13 protein-coding genes are annotated in these 22,251 nt (G+C 50.6%); 11 read left to right on the top strand and 2 right to left on the bottom strand.

Annotated elements, in window-relative coordinates; genetic code table 11:
- The first annotated feature begins 275 nt into the window (after positions 1-275).
- From C7U56_RS04635 to C7U56_RS04625, 3 genes are all read left to right on the top strand, one after another.
- Complete coding sequence (locus C7U56_RS04635) at positions 276-1,118, top strand: rhomboid family intramembrane serine protease (protein ID WP_107000332.1); 843 nt, start codon at positions 276-278, stop codon at positions 1,116-1,118.
- 160 nt (positions 1,119-1,278) lie between these two features.
- A complete protein-coding gene (gene pyk, locus C7U56_RS04630) occupies positions 1,279-2,733 on the top strand; it encodes a pyruvate kinase (protein ID WP_267895295.1) in 1,455 nt (484 codons plus the stop codon).
- Positions 2,734-3,154: 421 nt separating this feature from the next.
- Complete coding sequence (locus C7U56_RS04625) at positions 3,155-4,423, top strand: diaminopimelate decarboxylase (protein WP_107000330.1); 1,269 nt, start codon at positions 3,155-3,157, stop codon at positions 4,421-4,423.
- A 282-nt stretch (positions 4,424-4,705) separates the two neighbouring features.
- Here C7U56_RS04625 and C7U56_RS04620 read toward each other — a convergent pair whose 3' ends face one another.
- Positions 4,706-5,734, bottom strand: a complete 1,029-nt coding sequence (locus C7U56_RS04620) for a 3-deoxy-7-phosphoheptulonate synthase (RefSeq protein ID WP_107000329.1) — start codon at positions 5,732-5,734, stop codon at positions 4,706-4,708.
- Positions 5,735-6,282: 548 nt separating this feature from the next.
- On the opposite strand from C7U56_RS04620, the gene C7U56_RS04615 reads away from it, so the two are divergent.
- From C7U56_RS04615 to addA, 8 genes are all read left to right on the top strand, one after another.
- Positions 6,283-6,771 (top strand): TRAP transporter small permease, encoded by a 489-nt coding sequence (locus C7U56_RS04615; protein ID WP_107000453.1) that lies wholly within the window; start codon positions 6,283-6,285, stop codon positions 6,769-6,771.
- Positions 6,772-10,134, top strand: coding sequence for a TRAP transporter large permease subunit (locus C7U56_RS04610; RefSeq protein ID WP_107000328.1), 3,363 nt, complete (start codon positions 6,772-6,774; stop codon positions 10,132-10,134).
- A gap of 225 nt (positions 10,135-10,359) precedes the next feature.
- Positions 10,360-10,932, top strand: coding sequence for a cob(I)yrinic acid a,c-diamide adenosyltransferase (locus tag C7U56_RS04605; RefSeq protein WP_107000327.1), 573 nt, complete (start codon positions 10,360-10,362; stop codon positions 10,930-10,932).
- 14 nt (positions 10,933-10,946) lie between these two features.
- Positions 10,947-11,480 (top strand): hypothetical protein, encoded by a 534-nt coding sequence (locus C7U56_RS04600; RefSeq protein ID WP_107000326.1) that lies wholly within the window; start codon positions 10,947-10,949, stop codon positions 11,478-11,480.
- 298 nt (positions 11,481-11,778) lie between these two features.
- A complete protein-coding gene (locus tag C7U56_RS04590; protein WP_022358993.1) occupies positions 11,779-12,117 on the top strand; it encodes a DUF1292 domain-containing protein in 339 nt (112 codons plus the stop codon).
- 90 nt (positions 12,118-12,207) lie between these two features.
- Complete coding sequence (rpoN, locus tag C7U56_RS04585; protein WP_107000324.1) at positions 12,208-13,710, top strand: RNA polymerase factor sigma-54; 1,503 nt, start codon at positions 12,208-12,210, stop codon at positions 13,708-13,710.
- Positions 13,711-13,744: 34 nt separating this feature from the next.
- Positions 13,745-17,212: a helicase-exonuclease AddAB subunit AddB gene (gene addB, locus C7U56_RS04580; RefSeq protein ID WP_107000323.1), complete on the top strand. Its 3,468-nt coding sequence runs from the start codon at positions 13,745-13,747 to the stop codon at positions 17,210-17,212.
- A 66-nt stretch (positions 17,213-17,278) separates the two neighbouring features.
- Entirely contained in the window at positions 17,279-21,106 is a 3,828-nt protein-coding gene (gene addA / locus C7U56_RS04575) for a helicase-exonuclease AddAB subunit AddA (protein WP_107000322.1), read from the top strand.
- A 234-nt stretch (positions 21,107-21,340) separates the two neighbouring features.
- On the opposite strand, the gene C7U56_RS04570 is transcribed toward addA, so the two are convergent.
- Positions 21,341-22,126: a MerR family transcriptional regulator gene (locus C7U56_RS04570; protein ID WP_181357168.1), complete on the bottom strand. Its 786-nt coding sequence runs from the start codon at positions 22,124-22,126 to the stop codon at positions 21,341-21,343.
- Between the last annotated feature and the right edge of the window lie 125 nt (positions 22,127-22,251).

The raw sequence follows: 22,251 nt of genomic DNA, 5'->3' as shown, positions 1-22,251 counted from the left end.
AAAACAATCGGTAGGGTGCGTTAAAAAGATGCTAAAAATGTGCAAAATTTGTTAATATCGCGCATAATGGGAGAAGGGCGTTCCTGTACAAGGAAAGGCATTTTCTGCGTGGAAAATACCGCTTTTTCTGAGTTGGAATGCAGCCATTATAGAGCGCAGGCGGGTACTTTTGGAACCGAATGTGTCGTAAGATAACGTGGTGGAAGCGACAATATAATTTGACAAAGAATCCGCCGCTCTCTATAATGAAAGGAAAACGGCAAAGGATGTGAATTATGAATTTTTTTAGAAAATTAGAGCGCAAATTCGGTCGGTTTGCGATCCCGAATCTGATGTACTATATCATCATGATGTATGCGGCTGGATTTGTGATGAGCCTGTTTAATCCGTATTTTTACGTGCAGTATCTGGCGCTTGATGCAGCGGCGATCCTGCGGGGACAGGTATGGAGAATCGTGACCTTTCTCGTATGCCCGCCTCAGTCGGGCGTCCTCTTTGCGCTGCTCGCGATGTATCTCTATTATTCGATTGGATCGACGTTGGAACGCGTGTGGGGAACCTTCCGATTTAATATGTTTTTCTTTATGGGCGTGCTGGGACACATCATTGCGGCATTCCTGGTGTACGGTGTGACCGGCTTTTCGGTGCCGATGTCCCCGTATTACTTAAATGAATCGCTGTTTCTGGCGTTTGCCTGCACCTTCCCGGAGATGCAGTTCCTTCTGATTTTCATTCCGATCCGGGCGAAATACCTTGGAATGATGTACGGAGCGCTTCTGGTCTACAGTTTCTTAACGGGTGGCATTATCGCGAAAATTGAGATTGTTGTTTCGATGCTCAATTTTATCATTTTCTTCCTGATGACGCGTAACTACCGGAAGATCAGCCCGAAAGAGGCGGTTCGCAAGCAGAAGTTCAAAAACGAGATGCAGAAAGCGCAGATCCAGAAAATTTCCCTGACCCGCCACAAATGCGCGGTCTGCGGACGTACCGAGAAGGACGATCCGAACCTGGAGTTCCGCTATTGTTCGAAGTGTGCGGGAAATCTGGAATATTGCATGGATCATCTGTATACGCACAAACACGTGACCGAAGAAGAATTGAAAGATTCTAAATAGAATCAGGCGGTGGATTGTTTTTTAGCAGGGGAGTAACTGTTCAGCAGGTCTGCGCATTTACTGAACAGTTACGCAGGGGATTTAAATAGGCTGGATAAAGCATACAAAAGAGCCTATAAATGATTCGCTGATGGGAAAATTCTTAAAAAAATGACAGAATATGAGGAGGAATAACGGCATGAAAAAGACAAAGATTGTCTGCACAATGGGACCAAACACCGATAACCGGGAGATTATGAAGGAGTTGGCGTTAAATGGCATGGATGTCGCACGTTTTAACTTTTCGCATGGCGATCATGCGGAGCATAGACATCGTTTGGAGATTCTGGAAAGTGTGCGCGAGGAGCTGGGGATTCCGATCGCATCGCTTCTGGATACCAAGGGACCGGAAATCCGTACCGGCAAATTAAAAGATGGAAAGAAAGTGACGCTGAAAGAGGGCGATCTGTATACTCTGACGACCGAGGAGATTGTGGGGGATGAGACACGCGGCTACATCAACTATGCGGGGCTGGCGGAGGATGTAAAGCCGGGCGACCGCATTTTGATCGATGATGGCCTGATTGAGCTGCACGTGCGGGAGGTCAATGGAACAGACATCGTCTGCCGGATTGAAAATGGCGGCGAGCTGGGCGAGAAGAAGGGTGTCAATGTACCGGGAGTACGGGTCAAGCTTCCGGCGCTGACCGATAAAGATAAGGAAGACATTCGTTTCGGCGTGGATGCAGGCTTTGATTTTGTGGCGGCTTCGTTCGTCCGCAATGCCGATGCGATCCGCGAGATCCGGGAGATTCTGGATGAAAAAGGTTCTGCTATGCAAATTATCGCGAAAATCGAGAATGAAGAAGGAATTGAAAATATTGATTCCATCATTGAGGCGAGCGACGGCATCATGGTAGCCCGGGGCGATATGGGCGTGGAGATACCGGCAGAGAAGGTTCCGCACATTCAGAAGATGATCATCCGCAAGTGTAACTTAGCGTGCAAGGTCGTTATCACGGCGACCCAGATGCTCGATTCAATGATCCGCAACCCGCGTCCGACGCGTGCCGAGGTATCGGATGTGGCGAATGCAGTGTACGAGGGAACCGATGCGGTTATGCTGTCCGGCGAGACTGCGATGGGAAGTTATCCGATCGAGGCAGTCCGCATGATGAGCCAGATCGCCGAGGAGTCGGAGAAATATCTGGATTATATGTTCTACCAGAGAAGAAAGGTATCGGCGGAAAACCTTCGAAATATATCTAATACGGTATGTTATTCGTCTGTAGCGACCGCCTCCGATCTGGAAGCGCCGGTCATTGTGGCGCCGAGTGTCAGCGGATTTACGACGAGAATGCTTTCGAAATGGCGTCCGAAAGCATTGATCGCAGGACTTTCCCCGAGCATGACGGCTGTCCGCCAGATGCAGCTCTACTGGGGTGTTAAGCCGTTCCATGCAAAACGCGCCGAATCGACGGATGCGCTCTTATTTGCATCGGTGGAACTGCTGAAAGAGAAAGGTATCGTCAAAGAGGGTGAGATTGTGGTTGCAACCGCGGGTGTGGTGACACGTGCCAACCGCCATGAACCGGTAGCCGATACGAATATCATGCGTGTAATTGTGGTAGAGTAGAAACTGGATTCTGCGCCTGAATCTGTGCCCGGTTCATAGATGTATCTGGAAAATGATTCAATTTGTCCGGAGTCTGTGTCCTGGCGGAGAAAAGGAGAAAAATACCAGTTACTGTTCACAGGTAGGCACTTTTGGAACCGAAAGTGCCGTAAGAAAACGTGGTGGCAGCAGGAATTTGCCGTATTTAAATGCGAAGCCACGGCAAATTCCGTTACTGGGCACGTATGCGTGAACAGTAACAAAATACCGTCCATTTGTGGGCGTTTTTCGGGAAATCAGGGAAATCAGTTGATAAAACACGGTTTTTGGTGTATAAATAGTAGCAGGACAAAGGAGTCTGGGCGTGCCGGGAGTAGTGTATGTTCCCGGTAGTCCAGACTTTTAGGTTTTATATGTAGATTTTAGTTCGGAGGATGTAAAAGTGGAGAAGAAACCATTTGTAACACGGGAGCAGCTGGAGGAGATCAAGAAAACATACCCGACACCGTTCCACCTGTATGATGAAAAGGGAATCCGCGAGAATGGCGAGCGCCTGATGCGTGCATTTTTCTGGAACAAGGGATTCAGAGAGTATTTTGCTGTAAAGGCAACACCGAACCCATTTGTAATTGATATTTTAAAGAAACTTGGATGCGGCGTGGACTGCTCTTCGCTGACAGAGCTTATGATGGCAAAGGCGATGAAGTACGATGGCGAGAAGATCATGTTCTCCTCCAACGATACACCGCCGGAGGAATTCAAGATGGCTGCCGAGCTGGGCGCGATCATCAACCTTGATGATTTTACGCACATTGATTTCCTGGAGAAGACGATCGGTTATATTCCGGAGACGATCAGCTGCCGTTACAATCCGGGCGGACTGTTCAAGATCAGCAATGATATCATGGACAACCCAGGCGATGCGAAATACGGTATGACAACCGAGCAGTTATTTGAGGCATTCAAGGTGTTGAAAGCAAAAGGTGCGAAACATTTCGGTATCCATGCCTTCCTTGCAAGCAATACGGTTACAAATGAGTATTATCCGATGCTTGCGAAGGTATTGTTTGAGGTGGCGGTCAAGCTGAAAGAAGAGACTGGCGCAGATATTAAATTTATCAACCTGTCTGGTGGCGTTGGCATTCCTTACCGCCCGGATCAGGAGCCGAACGATATCTTTGCAATCGGCGAGGGCGTCCGCAAGGTTTATGAGGAAGTTCTGGTTCCGGCTGGCATGGGCGATGTAGCGCTTTATACAGAGATGGGACGTTTCATGCTGGCGCCGTATGGCTGCCTTGTGACAACGGCAATCCATGAGAAACACACCTACAAAGAGTATATCGGTGTGGACGCGTGTGCAGTCAACCTGATGCGCCCGGCGATGTACGGCGCATACCATCACATCACGGTCATGGGAAAAGAGAACGAGCCGTGCGACCACAAATACGATGTAACCGGTTCCCTGTGCGAGAACAATGATAAATTTGCGATTGACCGGATGCTTCCGAAGATTGATATGGGCGATATCCTTGTCATCCATGATACCGGCGCACATGGTTTTTCGATGGGCTACAATTACAACGGAAAGCTGCGTTCGGCTGAACTGCTCCTGAAAGAGGATGGTTCCGTGGAGATGATCCGCCGGGCAGAGACACCGAAGGATTATTTTGCGACCTTTGATTTTTGTGATCTGTTTAAGGATGTGCAGTAAAAAAGAACGTTAAATTAATATAATGCAGGAAAGACGATTTTTATTGCATCGAAATGGTGAATCTTAAGAATTTCTTCATAATTTATTTAAAGAGAATACAAACATTTTGGAGAGAGGCATGATATACTATAACCATAATAAATGCATGATACAAAAGATTTAATCCTTTAACCTTTTTGAAATCCGAATTCCTAACGAAAAAAAGTCCGGCGGAGCTTTTCCACCGGACTTTTTTTCTACATATTTCTAATTTTGTAACTGTTCAGTACAGATACCTATTTTTTATAATCCTTCAGCCATTTCATACAGCAGACGCTCGGAATCCTCCCATCCCAGACACGGGTCGGTGATGGATTTTCCGTAGATGTGTTCGCCAACTTTCTGGCTGCCTGGTTCGATGTAGCTTTCGATCATGACGCCTTTGACGAAGTTACGGATATCGTCGGAGTGACGACGGCTGTGGAGTACTTCCTTGACGATACGGATCTGCTCCATGTATTTTTTGTTGGAGTTGGAGTGGTTTGCATCGATGATGCAGGCCGGATTCTTCAGATCACGCTCGTTGTAGAGGTCCAAGAGCAGCTTCAGGTCTTCGTAATGGTAGTTCGGCAGGCACTGGTCATGCTTGTTGACAGCACCACGCAGGATGGTGTGGGTCAGCGGGTTGCCCTGTGTCTTTACTTCCCAGCTGCGGTAGATGAACTCATGACCGTGCTGTGCTGCGTGTACGGCGTTCAGCATGACGGAGAGTGCGCCGCTGGTCGGGTTCTTCATGCCGACCGGTACGTCGATGCCGCTGGCAACGAGGCGGTGCTGCTGGTTCTCAACGGAACGTGCGCCGACTGCAACATAGGACATAACGTCGGAAAGGTAGGTCAGGTTCTCCGGGTATAGCATCTCGTCTGCGGTCGAGAAGCCGGTTTCTTCGATCACACGCATATGAAGTTTGCGGATCGCGATCAGACCCTGGTATAAGTTTGGCTTACCTTCCGGATTTGGCTGGTGTAAAAGTCCCTTATAGCCGTCACCGGTTGTTCTAGGTTTGTTGGTGTAGATTCTAGGAACCAGAATCAGTTTGTCCTTCACTTTCTCCTGTACCTTGGCAAGTCGGTTTACATAATCAATAACCGCATCTTCCCGGTCAGCAGAGCACGGACCAATGATGACAAGAAACTTGTCGCTGTCGCCTGTAAAGACGTCACGGATAGCAGCGTCCTTTCGAGCTTTTTCTGCGGCCAGCTCCGGTGCCAGTGGAAACTGTGCACGAATCTCGTCCGGGGTCGGCAGCTTGCTGACATATTCAAATCCCATGAGTTTCATCCTCCTGTATTGTCTAAAAGATTTTCGCACTTTAAAGCGTATGATGTTTATTATAGTATAGAAAAATCAAATCATCAATAGGTTGAGGGAAAAGAATTTTATTTCTTTTATGCTATTTTTACGCAGCTTTTATTAAATAGACCGTAGTCTATAAAAATGGTTGACGTATTTATTAAAAAAGTGTAGAATATATTCCATATCAGCAATATTTAATTTTAGTTTGATATTGTTCCATATGAAAACGGAACCGTTCATGCCTCGATTGACTGAGAGCAAGGGCGCGGCGGTCACTGTTTTTGTACGAATCCCGCACAAGCGGGAGCAGCGTTTGTTTGTTTGGTGCTGCATATGTTTGCGTGTTTTCCGAGAAAAACAGAACATTTAGCAGAAATCTGGCACTTCATTCGTCCCTATTATCTGGGGGCGTTTTTTTATGCCTTAGGAAATTGCGTCCTATGACACAAAAACGTTCAGATGAATGCGTACAGCCGACAGAAATGTGGAAAAATGAGATACTTATTTTAGGAGGAGAGCGCAGTATGAAAGGATATAAAAAGCTGATGGATATTGTGGCGATGGTTGAGAAAACCGTGCTGGTAGTCACGATGCTCCTGATCCTTGTACTGACGGTGGGAAATGTATTTTCCCGTAAGGTGATTCACCAGTCCTGGTCCTTTACAGAGGAGCTGGTTGTTGCCATTTTCGTATTAATTACACTGCTTGGCGCGGCGCTGTCTGCGCGTGAGGGCGGATTGGTAGGCTTAAATCTGGTAACAGAGCGTCTGCCGAAATCAGCAAAGAAGCCGGTCATGATTCTGATTACGATCTTTTCGGTTCTTTTTATGGGAATCTTATTTTACTATGGCATGGACAAGGTACTGGCGCAGCTTGCGAACCAGAAACGTACCTTTGTGCTGAACTGGCCGGAGTGGATCTTCTGGTCCTTTGTACCGATCGGTTCGGCGTGCATGATTCTTCATTTTATCGAGTTCTGTCTCGATGAGTGTACGAAAAAGGAGGACAAGTAAATGGTTAGCGCAGTTCTTTTTATTACCTTTTTCGTATTATTGGTGCTGAATGTGCCGATCTCCGTCTGTCTGGGACTTTCTTCCGCAGCGGCGATCCTGTATTCCGGTACTTCTTTAACGATTGTAGCGACGAATATTTACTCCGGCATCAGTAAATTCCTGCTGCTGGCGATTCCGTTTTTCGTATTATCCGGAAATATCATGGCGAAGGCGGGGATTTCCACGCGCCTGATCCGTTTCGTTGACACATGTGTCGGTCACAGAAAAGGCGGCATTGCGAATGTGTGTATCATCGTAGCCTGCTTCTTCGGCGCGATCTCCGGTTCCGGTCCGGCGACGGTAGCGGCCCTGGGTGCGGTCCTGATTCCGGCGATGATAGAGCGGGGCGGTTTCTCCGCAGCCTTCTCGACGGCATTGATGGCAACTTCCAGTTCCATCGCGATCGTCATCCCGCCGAGTATCGCGTTTGTCGTATACGCGTCGATCACAGGTGTTTCCATCGGAGATATGTTTATGGCAGGCATCATTCCGGGTATCCTGATGGGTCTGGCTCTGGTAGTTGTCGTTATGCTGGAGGTACGCCGCAATCATGTCGTGCCGTCCAACGTAGAGAAGGCATCTGCAAAAGAGCGCTGGAACGCATTTAAGGATGCATTCTGGGGATTTTTGATGCCGGTCATCATTCTGGGCGGTATCTACGGAGGCATCTTTACACCGACCGAGGCGGCAGCCGTATCCGTTGTGTACGGTCTGTTTGTCGGTATGATTATTTATAAGGAAGTAAAATTTAAAGACCTGTGGGAAATTCTGATTGATTCGGCAAAGACCACCGGCGGCATCATGCTGATCGTAGCGTGTGCGTCGCTGTTCTCTTTTGTCTGCACCCGTTTCGGTATTTCGACGGCTGCTTCCGAACTGTTAGCAAGAGTGGCAGGCAACCAGTTTACTTTCTTGCTGATTTGTAACATTATTTTCCTGATCGCGGGCTGCTTTATTGATGCAAATTCTGCGATGTACATTTTCATCCCGATCATGCTGCCGGTCTGCAAGGCACTGGGCTACAACGTGATCGCATTTGGTATCATGGCAACGGTCAACCTGGCAATTGGTCAGGTAACACCTCCGGTCGGTGTCAACCTGTTTGTCGCGATCGGCATCAAATTAAGAGACGGTATCCGCGTAACGCTGCAGGAGATTTCCAGGGCAGTCGTTCCGATGGTAGCCGCTTCCATTGTTGTTTTACTGATAATTACTTATATTCCGCAGATTTCGACCTGTCTGCCGGCGGCACTGGGAAGTGCGGCAGCCATTGAAAATGGCGAGACAGCCGGAGGCGACAGCGGAACCACCCAGACAGACAATGACGATTTCAACACGATCGGCGATTACAGCGATCTGGATTGGGCGGATATGACCTGGAACTTTACGTGTTCCACAACCGAGACAAGCACCTGGGCACAGGCGGGACGCAAGTTTGGCGAGCTCATGGAGCAGGCGACCGGCGGCAAGGTCAAAGTAGATGTTTACGCAGCCGATCAGCTGACCGGTGGAAACCAGTCTGAGGGCATCCAGGCACTGATGAACGGCGATCCGGTGCAGATTTCGATGCACAGCAACCTGATTTATTCGGCATTTGACCCGCGGTTCAATGTTGTATCACTGCCGTATCTGTTTGATTCTGTTGAAACAGCGGATGCAGTCTTAGATGGTCCGGCGGGCGACAAGCTGGTTGAGATCCTAGAAAGCTATGACCTGCATTGTATGGGTATGGCGGAGAATGGTTTCCGTCAGCTGACCAACAGCGAACATCCGGTTCGTTCCGTGGAAGATATGAAGAATCTGAAACTGCGTGTGGCTGGTTCGAACCTTCTGATGAAGTGCTATGAGCTGTGGGGCGCAGATGCGACCAATATGAACTGGTCCGAGACGTATACGGCGCTGCAGCAGGGCACGGTAGACGGGCAGGAGAACCCGCTTCCGGCGATTGATGCGGCGAGTGTACAGGAAGTACAGAAATATGTTTCCCTGTGGAACGCAAACTATGACTGCCTGTTCTTCTGCATCAATCAGAAGCTGTATGACAGCCTGACACCGGAGCAGCAGGCGGTTGTTGATGAGGCAGGCCGTAAGGCAGTTGCTTACGAGCGTGAGATCAACCGTGCAGGCGATGAGGAGATTCTGGATCGCTGGCAGACTAAGAACGGTGTGGAGGTGCTGAAATATGAGGATCTCGACATCGAATCCTTTAAGAAAGCAGCTGAGCCGGTAACGGAATGGTTTATCGGAGAACTGAAAACCCAGGGCTTTGATGATGCAGAGGATCTGGTAAACACCTTTACTGAAAATGCGGCTAGTGCAGTTAAGACGGCGGGCATTGAAAATTCTTCGACCTATCAGGTGGAAGATCACAGTGACCTGAACTGGCCGGAAATGACCTGGAACTTTACGTGTTCCACGACAGAAACCAGTACCTGGGCACAGGCAGGACGCAAGTTTGGCGAGCTCATGGATCAGGCAACGGGCGGCAAGGTCAAAGTAGATGTTTACGCAGCGGATCAGCTGACCGGTGGAAACCAGTCCGAGGGCATCCAGGCGCTGATGAACGGAGATCCGGTGCAGATTTCGATGCACAGCAACCTGATTTATTCGGCATTTGACCCGCGTTTCAACGTGGTATCGCTGCCGTATCTGTTTGATTCAGTGGAGGACGCCGACGCGAAGCTGGACGGCGAGGCTGGCCAGAAGATGGATGAGATTCTTTCTTCCTATGACCTGCATTGTATGGGTATGGCGGAAAATGGTTTCCGTCAGCTCACGAACGGCGTGCGCCCGGTTCATTCCGTGGAAGATATGAAGAACCTGAAAGTGCGTGTGGCTGGTTCAAACCTTCTGATGAAGTGCTACGAGCTGTGGGGCGCAGATGCGACCAACATGAACTGGTCCGAGACTTACACGGCATTGCAGCAGGGTACGGTAGACGGTCAGGAGAACCCGCTTCCGGCGATTGATGCGGCAAGCGTACAGGAAGTACAGAAATACGTTTCCATGTGGAATGCAAACTATGACTGCCTGTTCTTCTGCATCAACCAGGATATTTACGACAGCCTGACACCGGAGCAGCAGGAAGTAGTCGATGAGTGCGGCAAACTTGCTGTTCAGTACGAGCGCGAGATCAACCGCGCAGGCGACGACGAGATCCTCTCCAGATGGCAGTCCAAGAATGGTGTCGAGGTCATCCCGTATGAGGATCTGGATATCGATTCCTTCAAGGCGGTTGTAGAACCAGTAACCGAGTGGTATATCGGGGAACTGAAAAAACAAGGTTATAAGGATGCGGAAGAGCTGGTTGCTGCATTCAAATAGGAAAATTAGAAGTTTGAAGTTAGAAGTTTGGTAAAATTGAATCATTGAGTTTGGTTTTCTGGCGGTTCTGGTCCTTGGGATCAGACCGCCAGATTGCGTATATGGGGAAATATTTCAATGTAAATTTTCAATCGGGCAAATATTGTGGTTGGCAGTTTGATATGATAAGATAGTTGGTATCGGTGCGCTGAAAAGCGAGATAAAAAGAAAGAAAAGGAAAAATATATGGGATGTGTACATCTGTACTGCGGCGACGGAAAAGGAAAGACGACGGCGGCGATCGGTCTGGCGGTCCGGGCAGCAGGAGCGGGAAAACAGGTAGTTGCTGCCCGCTTTTTAAAAACGGATCAGTCTGGGGAGGTGGAGATTTTAAAGCGGCTCCCGGAGGTGACGTTGATTCCCTGTGAAAAAACATTTGGATTCACGTGGAAAATGACCGATGAGGTGAAGCGGGAGGCGGCGGATTATTATAAAAGTATGTTTGAGACAGCGTGCTGTGAGGCAGTGAAGCGGTGTGGGAAAACGGAAGATTCAAGAAGCAGGAAAATACAGAATAATGAAACCTGCGATGTTCTGCTGGTGTTGGACGAGGTCTGCGCTTCTCTTTCTTCGGGACTTTTGGAGCTGGCGGATATAGTGGATTTTCTGGATCACAGACCAGCGGATCTGGAAGTTGTGATGACGGGGCGGAAACCGCCGGAGGAGCTGCTTTTGCGGGCTGATTACGTGACAGAGATGGAAAAAATCAAGCATCCGTTTGACCGGAAAATCCTGGCGCGGCGGGGAATTGAATATTAGAGAGGGGACTCTGAATGGGATTTATAAAGAGAAAGCATCGTCCGGAGTACGCTACAGTGCAGCGGGAATGGGCAATGTGGGGAAAACAGATGGAAAAAACACTTCCGGGTTACGGGGAGCAGAATGAGGCATTGCACTGGATGGTACGGATTCTGACGGGGGTGCGGGTTCTGTACTGCCTGTTTTATCTGATTATGACATTTGTCTATGGAATGGAGAAAACAAATGCGGTCATGACGCTTTTGGGACCGTTTATTTTTTATGGCTGGTATATGCTTATGCTGCGGGAGAGCCCGGTGCTTACGGTGTTGATGCTGATCGGGCGTGGGGCGAGTATCGTGTGGGGCGGCGTATCGCTGCTTCAGATGAGCTGGTGGCTGCCATTTCCGCTGGTTTTCATGCTGGTGACGGCGGCGGCAATCGAATTTATAGAGGCGGTATTCTGCATCTATATGCTGTTTAACCCGCTGGCACGGCACACAATCCGCTTAAACCGGGCATTTGCACGTGGAATGCGCGTACAGGTGCCGGATGAGGGGCTGGAATAGATGGCGGCGTATCGGAATGAAGCGGCGATACTGTACACGGGTAGGCACTTTTGGAACCGAAAGTGCCGTAAGAAAACGTGGCGGCAGCAGGAATTTGCCGTATTTAAATGCGAAGCCACGGCAAATTCCGTTACTGGGCACGTATGCGTGAACAGTAACGAGGCGGCAGATGAAGAGGACAATGAGGAAGTCAAGTCTTGATTTTTACAGAATACTCTGATACAGTGGAGTCAAGACAGGATTCCGCCAACGGATCTTGTGGGACGTAGAAAAGGCATAGAAAAGAAAGAGGTAAAATATGGCAGATAATAAGAATATGACGCAGGAAGAGATCGACAACGGCGAGGAGATGACCGTGACTCTGACATTGGATGACGGCAGAGAGATTGAGTGTGTTGTTCTGACGATTTTCCCGGCAGGCGGCAAGGATTATATTGCCCTTCTTCCGATGGATGACATCGAGGCAGAGGACGGAGAGGTATATCTGTACCGTTACAGCGAGGATGAGAACGGACAGCCGAACCTGGAAAACATCGAGGACGACGATGAGTATGAGATCGTGGCAGATGCGTTTGACGAGCTTCTGGACGAGCAGGAATATGATGAGCTGGTCGGCGAGGACGAGCTGGATCAGTAATTAGGCAGGCAAAAGACAGGACGCCCAGGTACTTCGCAGGCAGAAACGGCGAGGCATCTGGGCGTTTTACATCTTTTCAGGGGTGGTACGATGGAACTGAAACAGGAGTTAAAGCTCAAACAGACCTTGTCCCAGAAAATGATACAATCCGCAAATATTCTTCAGATGGGGCAGATAGAGCTGAAAGAGTACATAGAAGAGATGGCGCTGGAAAATCCGGTGGTGGATCTGGAAGAGCGGGAGCCGGAGAACGGACGGCTGGAAGAAAATGGAGAGCTGAACGAGAAAATCCGCAGATTTGAAGAACTTGCCAGCCTTGACCGCCAGAACCAGACCTATTATCAGGATGAGGAAGAAGAGGCGGGACGATTAGAGCCGGGACGAAGCCAGGATGGGCTTTTGGAATCGCTTCTGGAACAGGCGTGTATGCTGCATCTGACGAAAAGAGAAGAAAAAATATTCCGCTATATGATCAAAAATCTGGATGCAAGCGGATATCTCAGCGTGAATTTTGGAGAACTCTGCGCTGGGCTGGGAATTGAGGAGACAGAAGGAGAACGGATCTGGAAAAATTTTGGCAGGCTGGAACCGTGTGGTATCGGGGCACGGTCGCTGAAGGAGTGTCTGTTGATGCAGCTGTCTTACCTGGCAGAAGACGGCGGCGCGGTGATTGATATTGTTCAGAATGGAACGATGCGAACCGAAATTCTGGCGGCACGCATCATTTCCAACCATCTGGATCTGCTGGGGAAAAACCAGATGAAGCAGCTTGCCCGTGCATGCTCCTGCAAGCTGGAGGAAGTGCTTCTGGCAGCAGCGCGGATCCGGGAGCTGAATCCCAAACCGGGAAGCGGATATGGGGATGAGAGCTATAATAAATATATTGTACCAGATATAATTATCTCACAGACGGAACACGGATTTGAAATGCAGCTTTCCGATGAGACACTGCCGCAGATTGCCATCAATCCGTATTATCTGTCATTGATGAAGCAGAAAGATACCGAGACGGAGGCGAAGGACTACATCGAGGGAAAAATCCGACAGGCTGAATGGGTCTGCCAGTGCATTGGGCAGCGCAATCAGACATTGTCGCGGCTGGCAGAAGAGATTTTGTGTGTACAGGGGGAGTTTTTTGCAAAAGGAAGTGGAAAACTGGCTCCGTGGACGCAGAAACAGGCGGCTAAATCGCTGGGGGTCAGCGAGCCGACGCTGAGCCGGACAGTGCGTGAAAAATATCTGCAATGCCGCTGGGGGATCTTTCCGCTGTCATATTTCTTTTCAAGACACATGGCTGCGGGGGGATTTGGGATGACGGATAAGGGAAGACTGGCAGATCGGGAAGAGGCGGCGAATCAGGAAGAAACGGCGGTTCAGGCAGAAGTGGTGAATCGGATGGAAACAGGCAAAGATCCGCGGGAGGCAATCCGCCATCTGATCAAAACGGAAAATCCGAGAAAGCCGTTCAGCGACCGCGTGCTGTCAGAAAAACTGGCGGAAGCGGGGATCACGCTGTCGCGGCGGACCGTGGCGAAATACCGGGAAGAAATGGGAATCCGGGATGCATCCGGGCGGAAGTGCTTTGGTATCTGACAGAAAACATAGACAGAAAGACAGAGGGAAAACTATGTCATTGCAATTTATAATCGGTGGTTCCGGTTCGGGAAAGACACGGACATTGTATGAAAATCTGATCCGTCAGTCGATGGAAGAGCCGGACGAACGTTTTTTTGCTCTGGTGCCGGAACAGTTTACGATGCAGACGCAGAAAGAGATCGTGATGCTGCATCCGAACCATGGCGTGATGAATATCGATATTGTCAGTTTTGAGCGTCTGGCATACCGGGTGTTTGAGGAACTGGCGATTGAAAATCTGGCGGTGCTGGATGATATGGGAAAATCGATGGTTCTGCGGCGCGTCTCATCGGGCGTCCGGGGAAATCTGCACCTGTTTGGAGGGCATCTGGACAAGGCGGGCTTTATCAGCGAGATCAAATCGATGCTGTCTGAGTTTTTCCAGTACGGCATCACGGAGGAAAAGCTGGAGACGCTGATCGGGGAGACGAAAAGCCCGCTGCTGCGCCAGAAGCTTCTGGATATGCAGGTTTTATACCGGGCATTCCAGGCGTATACCGAGGAAAAAGTGATCGTAAAAGAAGAAATTTTAAGCCTTCTCTGCCAGGTGCTGCCGCAGTCACAGCTCATCCGCGACAGCGTTGTGACGCTGGATGGCTATACGGGCTTTACGCCGATCCAGTATGAGCTTCTGGAACTCTTATTCCGGTGCTGCCGGAAGGTGATCGTGACGGTCACGATGGATCCGGAGGACAATCCGTACCGCGAGAGCGTGCAGCAGAAGCTCTTTTACATGAGCCGTCATACCGTCTGCCGTCTGATTGATCGTGCTGCAGCTGCCGGATGCAGCCGGGATGAGGATATTTTGTTGAAAGAAAAACCAATGTGGAGATTTAAGGACAGCCCGGAACTGGGATTTATTGAAAATGAATTATTCCGATATAGGGGAAAGGTGTATCATTCTGAGAGCGGGAACGAAAGCGGGGCTGCGGCTGAACACGACCGGGAAAGCCTGCGTCTAATTGAAGCAGCAACCCCGCAGGCGGAAATCTCTTTCTTATGCGGAGAAATCCGGCGTCTGGTGGCATCGGAGGGCATCCGTTACCGGGAGATCGCGGTGATTACCGGCGACTTGGAGACATATTCGCGGGAGATTCTGAGGCAGTTTGAGAAGAATCAGATCCCGTGTTTTATTGATTATAAGAAAAATATTTTAAGTAACCCGATGGTGGAACTAATCCGGGCGGCGCTGGAGGTGCTGCAATCGGGCTTTTCCTATGAATCGGTGTTTCGATTCCTGAAAACAGGGCTGGTGATGCCGCTTGCGGGGCTTTCACCGGAAGTGATCTATCAGGCGGAAAATTATGTGATTGCGCTTGGAATCCGCGGGTTTAAGCGGTGGAACAGTACATGGGAGCGCGTGTACCGGGGGGCAGAGCTTATCAATCTGGATGAGTTAAATCAGTTCCGTGAGGCGGTTGTCACACCATTTCTGCCGCTTCGGGAGGTGTTTTCCAACCGCAAAGCAACGGTGCGCGAGCGGACGGAGGCGCTGGTCCATTTTCTCGAAGCACTTGAGATGGAGCAGAAGCTGGCGGCGATGGCGCAGCAGTTTGAAGAAGTGGGCGATATGAGTCTTGCCAAGGAGTACGGGCAGGTGTATGGGCTGGTGATGGATCTGTTTGACCGGATTGTGGCGCTTCTTGGCGAGGAGATCATGGGACAGCGGGAGTATGCAGAGATTCTGGACGCCGGTTTTGCGGAGATCAAGGTAGGACTGATCCCCGCGGTCGTGGACCGGATCGTGGTCGGCGATATCACGCGAACCCGTCTTTCCAATATAAAAGTGTTGTTTTTTGCCGGAGTCAATGACGGGATAGTGCCGTCTGTTTCGGGACGCGGCGGGATCCTTTCGGAGGCGGATCGCCGGGCGCTGCGGGAAATGCAGGTAGAATTGGCGCCGACCGCGCGGGAGGAAAGCTTTTTGCAACGATTTTATCTCTATCTGGCGCTGACAAAGCCATCGGACTATCTCTATCTGTCGTGTGCGGCGTCCTCTGCCGAGGGAAAAGCGATGCGTCCTTCGAGTCTGATGCTGCAGCTGCTTAAATTATTTCCGGAGAAACGTCTGGAACAGCCGAAGGAAGAGAAGGAAGCGCTCTGGTCGCCGGAGCTTGGCATGAGCTGGGTGCTTCGGGGACTGCAGGATGAAAAAAGCGGGGAAAATGACCAGTTTATATCGCTGTACCGATACTTTATTCAGTCAGAATCGTACCGGGATGAAATGCAGGCGCTCTCGGATGCTGCATTTTATACCTATCAGGATACGGGCATCGGGAAGGCGGCGGCGCGGGCGCTCTATAGCCCGATTCTGCGGGGCAGTGTGACGCGTATGGAGCTGTATGCGTCGTGTGCGTATGCACATTTTCTTTCGTATGGGCTGGAATTGTCGGAACGGCAGATGTACGAGATTGCCCCGTCGGATATCGGAAATCTGTTCCATGCGGCGATCGACATGTATTTCACGCGGATGAAAGAGGAAAATCGCCGGTTTTCCGGCATTTCGGAGGAAGACCGCCAGAAAATGGTGGCGGAGTGTGTGGCGTCGGTCACGGAGGAATACGGCAATGCGATTCTGGGAAGCTCGTACCGGAACCAGTATCTGGAACGGAAGGTATACCGGATCACGGATCGGACGATCTGGGCACTGACGGAACAGCTAAAAAAAGGTGATTTTGAGCCAGCCGGGTTTGAGGTCAGTTTTTCACCGATGGATCACCTGAGAGCGATGCGGATTCCGCTTTCAAGCGAGGAGGCGATCCATCTGCGCGGGCGGATTGACCGAATCGATCTCTGCGAGGATGGCGACCGGCTGTACCTTAAGATCATTGATTACAAGACGGGAAAAACGAAATTTGACCTGACGGATATTTATTATGGATTGCAGCTGCAGCTGGTCGTCTACATGGATGCGGCGATGGAGAAGATCGGGCGGGAATACCCGGATAAAACGGTGGTTCCAGCGGGGCTTTTCTATTATCATATCGAGGATCCGATGGTGGAGCGCAAGCCGGTGGAGTCGGAGGAGGAGACGAATGCCGATATTTTGAAGGCACTGCGGATGAACGGGCTGGTAAACGGCGATCGGGAGGCACTGGCACATCTGGATAACCGGCTGGGCGAGGAGGCGACGGCGGATTCGGATGTTGTGCCGGTTTCGATTAAAAATGAGGCGATCGTTGAGCGGCGTTCGCAGGCGGCAGGGGAAGAAAAATTCCGTGTGTTGGGCGCGTATGTGAACCGGAAAATGAAGCATATGGGGCGGGAGATTCTGGATGGAAACATTGCGGCGTCGCCGTACAAAAACGGCCAGAAAACGGCGTGCGATTATTGCCCGTACCACAGTGTGTGCGGATTTGATTTGAAAACGGACGGCTACCAGTTCCGGCGTTTTGATAAGCTGAGCCCGGAGGAGATCTGGGGGAAGATGGAAGAAAAGGATAAGAAAACGGAACGGTAGGTTTGTGTTTGGCTGTGACTGTGGGAATGAAAGAAGAACCAGTCATGAAAAAGGAAAGGGCGAGAAATGGCAGTAAATTGGACCAGGGAACAGAAGCAGGTAATTGAGGGGCGGGAGAAAAGCCTCCTGGTGTCGGCAGCGGCCGGAAGCGGCAAGACCGCGGTGCTGGTTGAGCGGATCATCCAGATGATCACGGAGGGAGAGAACCCGAAGGACATAGACCGCCTGCTTGTCATGACTTTTACCCGGGCGGCAGCGGCGGAGATGCGGGAGCGGATCCAGGCGGCGATTGAAAAAAAACTGGAATCGGAGCCGGAAAATGAACATCTCCAGCAGCAGGCAGTTCTGGTTCAGTTTGCCCAGATCACGACGATCGACAGCTTCTGCCTGCATGTCATGCGGGAACATTTTGACCGGCTGGACATCGATCCGGCATTCCGGGTCGGCGATGAGGGCGAAATGCTTCTGATGCGCGCTGATGTGATGGATGGGCTGCTGGAAGATTATTACCGCGACGGCGGGAAACGGTATGAGGAGTTTGTGGACGCGTATGCGACGGGCAAGGCGGACGGTGGAATTGCCGAGTATGTGATGCAGGTCTACAATTTCGCCCAGAGTAACCCGTGGCCGGATGCGTGGTATGAAAAATGCCGTGAGGAGCTGCTCCTGACCGAACAGGGAGAGCTGGAGCAGACGGAGTGGATGCAGTTCCTTTGGCGTGATATTGCATTGCAGGCGCAGGAGTGGGAAATACAGCTTCGGGAGGCGTGGGAGATCTGCCAGGAGACGGGAGGACCGATGCCGTACCTGCCGATGATCGAGGAAGATCTGCGCCATGCGGAGGCAGTCTGCGGGGCAGCCGGTTCGTTTGAAACGATCTCGGAGGCATTGGAACAATTTACGTTTTCGCGTCTGGCGGCGATCCGCGGCAAAAACGGGGAGGTCGATCCGGAGAAAAAGGCGCTTGTTTCCGACTGCCGCGGTCGGGTCAAAAAAGCAGTTGAAAAGTTAAAAGGAGAGTACCTGTTTGCCTCCCCGGAGCAGATGCTTACGGATATGGAAGCCGGAAAAGAGCGGATTTTGGAACTTTTGGAGCTGGCGCAGGAATTTGGACGGCGGTTTAGGGCGAAGAAGAAAGAGAAAAATGTGGTGGATTTTCATGATCTGGAACATTTTGCGCTGGAGATTCTGACAGAACCGGAATCAGAATGTTCCGAGGCGGAGGAAACTTCAAGTGCAGAAGAAACCGATCAGATGCAAGGGAAAAATGCCTGGACAGTGCGCGTACCAGGCACAGTCGCGGATGAGCTCGCCGTGCAGTACGACGAAATTCTGGTGGACGAGTACCAGGACAGCAACCTGGTTCAGGAGACGCTGATCCAGTGCATCAGCGGTGAACGTTTTGACCGCCCGAATGTGTTTATGGTGGGCGATGTCAAGCAGAGTATCTATAAATTCCGCCTGGCGAGACCGGAATTATTTCTGGAAAAATACAGCACATACACGTCGGAGGAGAGCGCGCACCAGAAGATCGAGCTTCACCAGAACTTTCGAAGCCGGGATCACATACTGGAATCGATCAATGCGATTTTTTACCGTATCATGACGGAAAAGCTGGGAAATATATCCTATACGGAAGATGCGGCACTGCATCCGGGCGCAGCCTTTGAAGAGCGGGATGGCCTGGATGAGTTAAAGACGGAGCTTTTGCTGGTGGATTTGTCGGTGCAGCCGCAGAAAGAGACGGAATCCCCCGAGTTAGATGATGAGGCAGCCGATTACACCGCCAGAGAGCTGGAAGCGCGCATGATCGCCGGAAAGATCCGTGAGATGACGGATAAAGAACGGGGGATCACGATCTGGGATAAGGAGCTTGGCGCTTACCGTCGGGCGCAGTACGGGGATATTGTGATTCTGCTTCGAAGCGTCAGCGGATGGGCGGAAGAATTTATCGAGGTGCTGGCGACGCAGGGGATTCCGGCGGTCGCAGAGTCTCGGACGGGATATTTTAATACGCTGGAAGTCGAGACGGTGCTGAATCTTTTGGCAGTCATCGACAATCCGATGCAGGACATTCCCCTGGCGTCGGTGCTCAAATCGCCGTTTGGCGGCGTTTCTGATGAGGAGATGGCGTGGATTGTGGCGGAACATAAGGCGGGCGTTGACCGGTCGCGGGATGCAGGGCTTTACCGGGCGGTTGTGGAGTATATGAACGAGGATGGACCGGTGAAGTCGAATGACGAAAGTGACGAGTCGTCGATCGCGGATGTGTTTCGTTTTCAAAAAAATAAATTAATTCAAAAGAATAACCTGCGCCGAAAACTCCAAAAACTCTTTACTCTTCTGGATACATTCCGCCAGGAAGCTGTTTACCTGCCGATGCACGAGCTCCTCTACCGGATTTACGACAAAACGGGCTATTATCGCTATGTATCGGCGCTTCCGGGCGGGGCGGGACGGCGCGGCAATCTGGATATGCTGGTGGAGAAAGCGGCAGCCTATGAGGCGACGAGCTACCGGGGCGTGTTCCATTTTATCCGGTATATTGAAAAATTGAAAAAATATAACACAGATTTTGGCGAGGCGCCGGTGGCGGATTCCGAGGGAACGGTGGTGCGGATCATGAGTATCCATAAGAGCAAGGGACTGGAATTTCCGATCGTGTTTGTGGCTGGAATGGGAAAAAATTTTAACAAGCAGGATACGCGGGGGAAACTTCTGATCGACGCGGATCTGGGAATCGGAACCGACTATCTGGACAGCGAGAAGCGCATCAAGGGACCGACGCTCAAGAAAAATGTGATGAAACGCCGGATGGAACTGGAGGCGCTGGGCGAGGAACTGCGTGTTCTTTACGTGGCGCTGACGCGTGCGAAGGAAAAACTGATTCTGACGGCGTCCTCCCGGAAATTGGAGGATCGGATTGCGAAGTGGAGCGCAGTGGCAACCGAACACGGGGCGATTCCGTATACGATTCTGACGCTGGCTTCCTCGTATCTGGATTGGATTTTGATGAGTATTCCGGAAAAAAATCCGTGGATTTCATATCAGATGGAAACGCTTTCCGACCAGATCGACCGTGAGATCGGCACGCAGATACGCCAGACGTTATCGAGAGAGTGGCTGCGGTGGCTGGCGGGGGAGGACAGCCATTTGTCGAATGACGAGAATCATCCAAACACGCAAAATCGGCTCGAAAATATCAGGCAAATAGAATCGATTATCAGCAGCAACTACCATTTCCAGTACCCATACCTGGACGATCTGAGTCTCAACACCAAGATGTCCGTTTCTGAACTCAAGAAAAAGGGCATGGAGGAAGAAGAGGAGGAGATGGTATTTCTGCCGACGCTGCCAGTGTTTATGGAGAAGGAGCAGGAAGAAAAAGGCGGCGCGACGCGCGGTACAGCGTACCACCGTGTGTTGCAGTTGTTGCCGTTTGAGCGGGCAATGTCGAGACAGGAGTTAAATGCATTTCCGGCGAAGCTGGCGGCTGAGGGGCGGATGGATGCCGAGGCGGCGGCGTTGGTGCGCGGCTCAGATCTGGCAAAACTGACAGCCAGTTCATTGGGAAAACGCATGCAGAGAGCGGCAGCAGCCGGGAAACTGTACCGGGAAAAACAGTTCGTCATCGGTATTCCGGCGCGCGAAATGGGCGACTGGGATTCGGATGAGCGGATTCTGATACAGGGTATCATCGACGCCTTTTTTGAGGAGGATGGCAAGCTGGTTCTGGTGGATTATAAGACAGATTATGTGGAAAATTCAGACATTCTGATCCGCCGCTATGAGGCACAGGTGCGCTACTATACCCGCGCACTAGAACAGATGACAGGAAAAAGGGTGGCGGAGCGCTACCTGTATTCGTTCCGGTTTGGGGCGATTGAAGTGTAAGGCAGTGATTCTGGATACAGATAGGCACGTTCGGAGCCGATCGTATTTCCAGTCAATACGCCGGGATATGCGGCGCAGGAGGATCTGACGGAGTACCGGAGTTTTACGGATTATACGGATCAGGGCTTTGTTTATGTCCATGCGGGCTGCCGCGGCCGATAACTTTATAGAGTGGGTCAATGCGTGCTGCGCCCAGAGGAATTAAAATAATAAAATTAGAGAAATAAGTTTTGGTTAAAGGGTATCATCCGCCATCAGAACCGCTACCTGCGTCAGAAAATTCTCAGGATTTTTGTGCTGGGGCGGTCCCTCCAGATAGAGGTGGCGGGCGGTGCCCTTTAATGGAATCTGATATTTGTTTGCATACGCACAAAGATGCTTCACAATTACAGGAAGACCTTCATAGGCACCGTGATAAAAGATACAGAGCGCTTTCTGGCAGGGCAGGGTGACGAGATGTTCACCCCGGCTTTCCGGCGGGACGGCGATGCAGCAGGTAAAATCGCCCGGATTCGAAAGGTTGTATTCGGTGAAAAACATATGCTGGGTGGTGTCAGAACCATATTGACGGATCGCCTTGATGAAGACGCCACGTAATTGCTCTTTCTTGTCTTCAAGTTCTGTCGAATGCAGATCCTGGCAGTAAACGGTCTGGGCGGGAAGTTCTATCTGTCGGATTTCAAAGTCATTGTGCCCTTTTGAATGTTCTTTTAATTTCTCAATATTCCGGCTGATCTCGTCACGCAGATCTTCCAGACGAGTGATCAGCGGCTCCAGATCCGTCGTGCCGTGATAATAGGCATAGATATCATCCAGCGACAGACCGAGATTCTGCAGAATGCGGATGCTCCGGATGCGCGAGACGGTGTCTGCTGTATAGTAACGGTTTCCATTGATACCGTCTCTCTGATCCGGCAGAATAAGACCCTTGTCTTCATAATTTAAAATCATGCGCCGGGTCACTTCCAACGCTTTGGCTGCCTCGCCGATCGAGAGCAGCCGTTTTTTATCGTGCGTCATAAAACCTCCTGTTAGATATCCATAAGATGTGCAATCATGTATATTTGTCATGTAGGATTCTGGTGCAATTTTTTACACTCATAGTTGTGTATAATTACATGAAAAATAAGTAAAAATTATATAAA

Origin of the sequence: Clostridium fessum (assembly GCF_003024715.1) — a bacterium.
Taxonomy (GTDB): domain Bacteria; phylum Bacillota; class Clostridia; order Lachnospirales; family Lachnospiraceae; genus Otoolea; species Otoolea fessa.
Note: the sequence above shows the minus strand (reverse complement) of the source record. Positions and strands in the feature narration are given on the sequence as shown.

Coding starts and splice junctions, on each gene's coding strand:
- C7U56_RS04635 (WP_107000332.1), top strand. CDS start 276: ATGAATTTTTTTAGAAAATTAGAGCGCAAATTCGGTCGGTTTGCGATC.
- pyk (WP_267895295.1), top strand. CDS start 1,279: ATGAGGAGGAATAACGGCATGAAAAAGACAAAGATTGTCTGCACAATG.
- C7U56_RS04620 (WP_107000329.1), bottom strand. CDS start 5,734: ATGGGATTTGAATATGTCAGCAAGCTGCCGACCCCGGACGAGATTCGT.
- C7U56_RS04615 (WP_107000453.1), top strand. CDS start 6,283: ATGAAAGGATATAAAAAGCTGATGGATATTGTGGCGATGGTTGAGAAA.
- C7U56_RS04610 (WP_107000328.1), top strand. CDS start 6,772: ATGGTTAGCGCAGTTCTTTTTATTACCTTTTTCGTATTATTGGTGCTG.
- C7U56_RS04605 (WP_107000327.1), top strand. CDS start 10,360: ATGGGATGTGTACATCTGTACTGCGGCGACGGAAAAGGAAAGACGACG.
- C7U56_RS04600 (WP_107000326.1), top strand. CDS start 10,947: ATGGGATTTATAAAGAGAAAGCATCGTCCGGAGTACGCTACAGTGCAG.
- C7U56_RS04590 (WP_022358993.1), top strand. CDS start 11,779: ATGGCAGATAATAAGAATATGACGCAGGAAGAGATCGACAACGGCGAG.
- rpoN (WP_107000324.1), top strand. CDS start 12,208: ATGGAACTGAAACAGGAGTTAAAGCTCAAACAGACCTTGTCCCAGAAA.
- addB (WP_107000323.1), top strand. CDS start 13,745: ATGTCATTGCAATTTATAATCGGTGGTTCCGGTTCGGGAAAGACACGG.
- addA (WP_107000322.1), top strand. CDS start 17,279: ATGGCAGTAAATTGGACCAGGGAACAGAAGCAGGTAATTGAGGGGCGG.
- C7U56_RS04570 (WP_181357168.1), bottom strand. CDS start 22,126: ATGACGCACGATAAAAAACGGCTGCTCTCGATCGGCGAGGCAGCCAAA.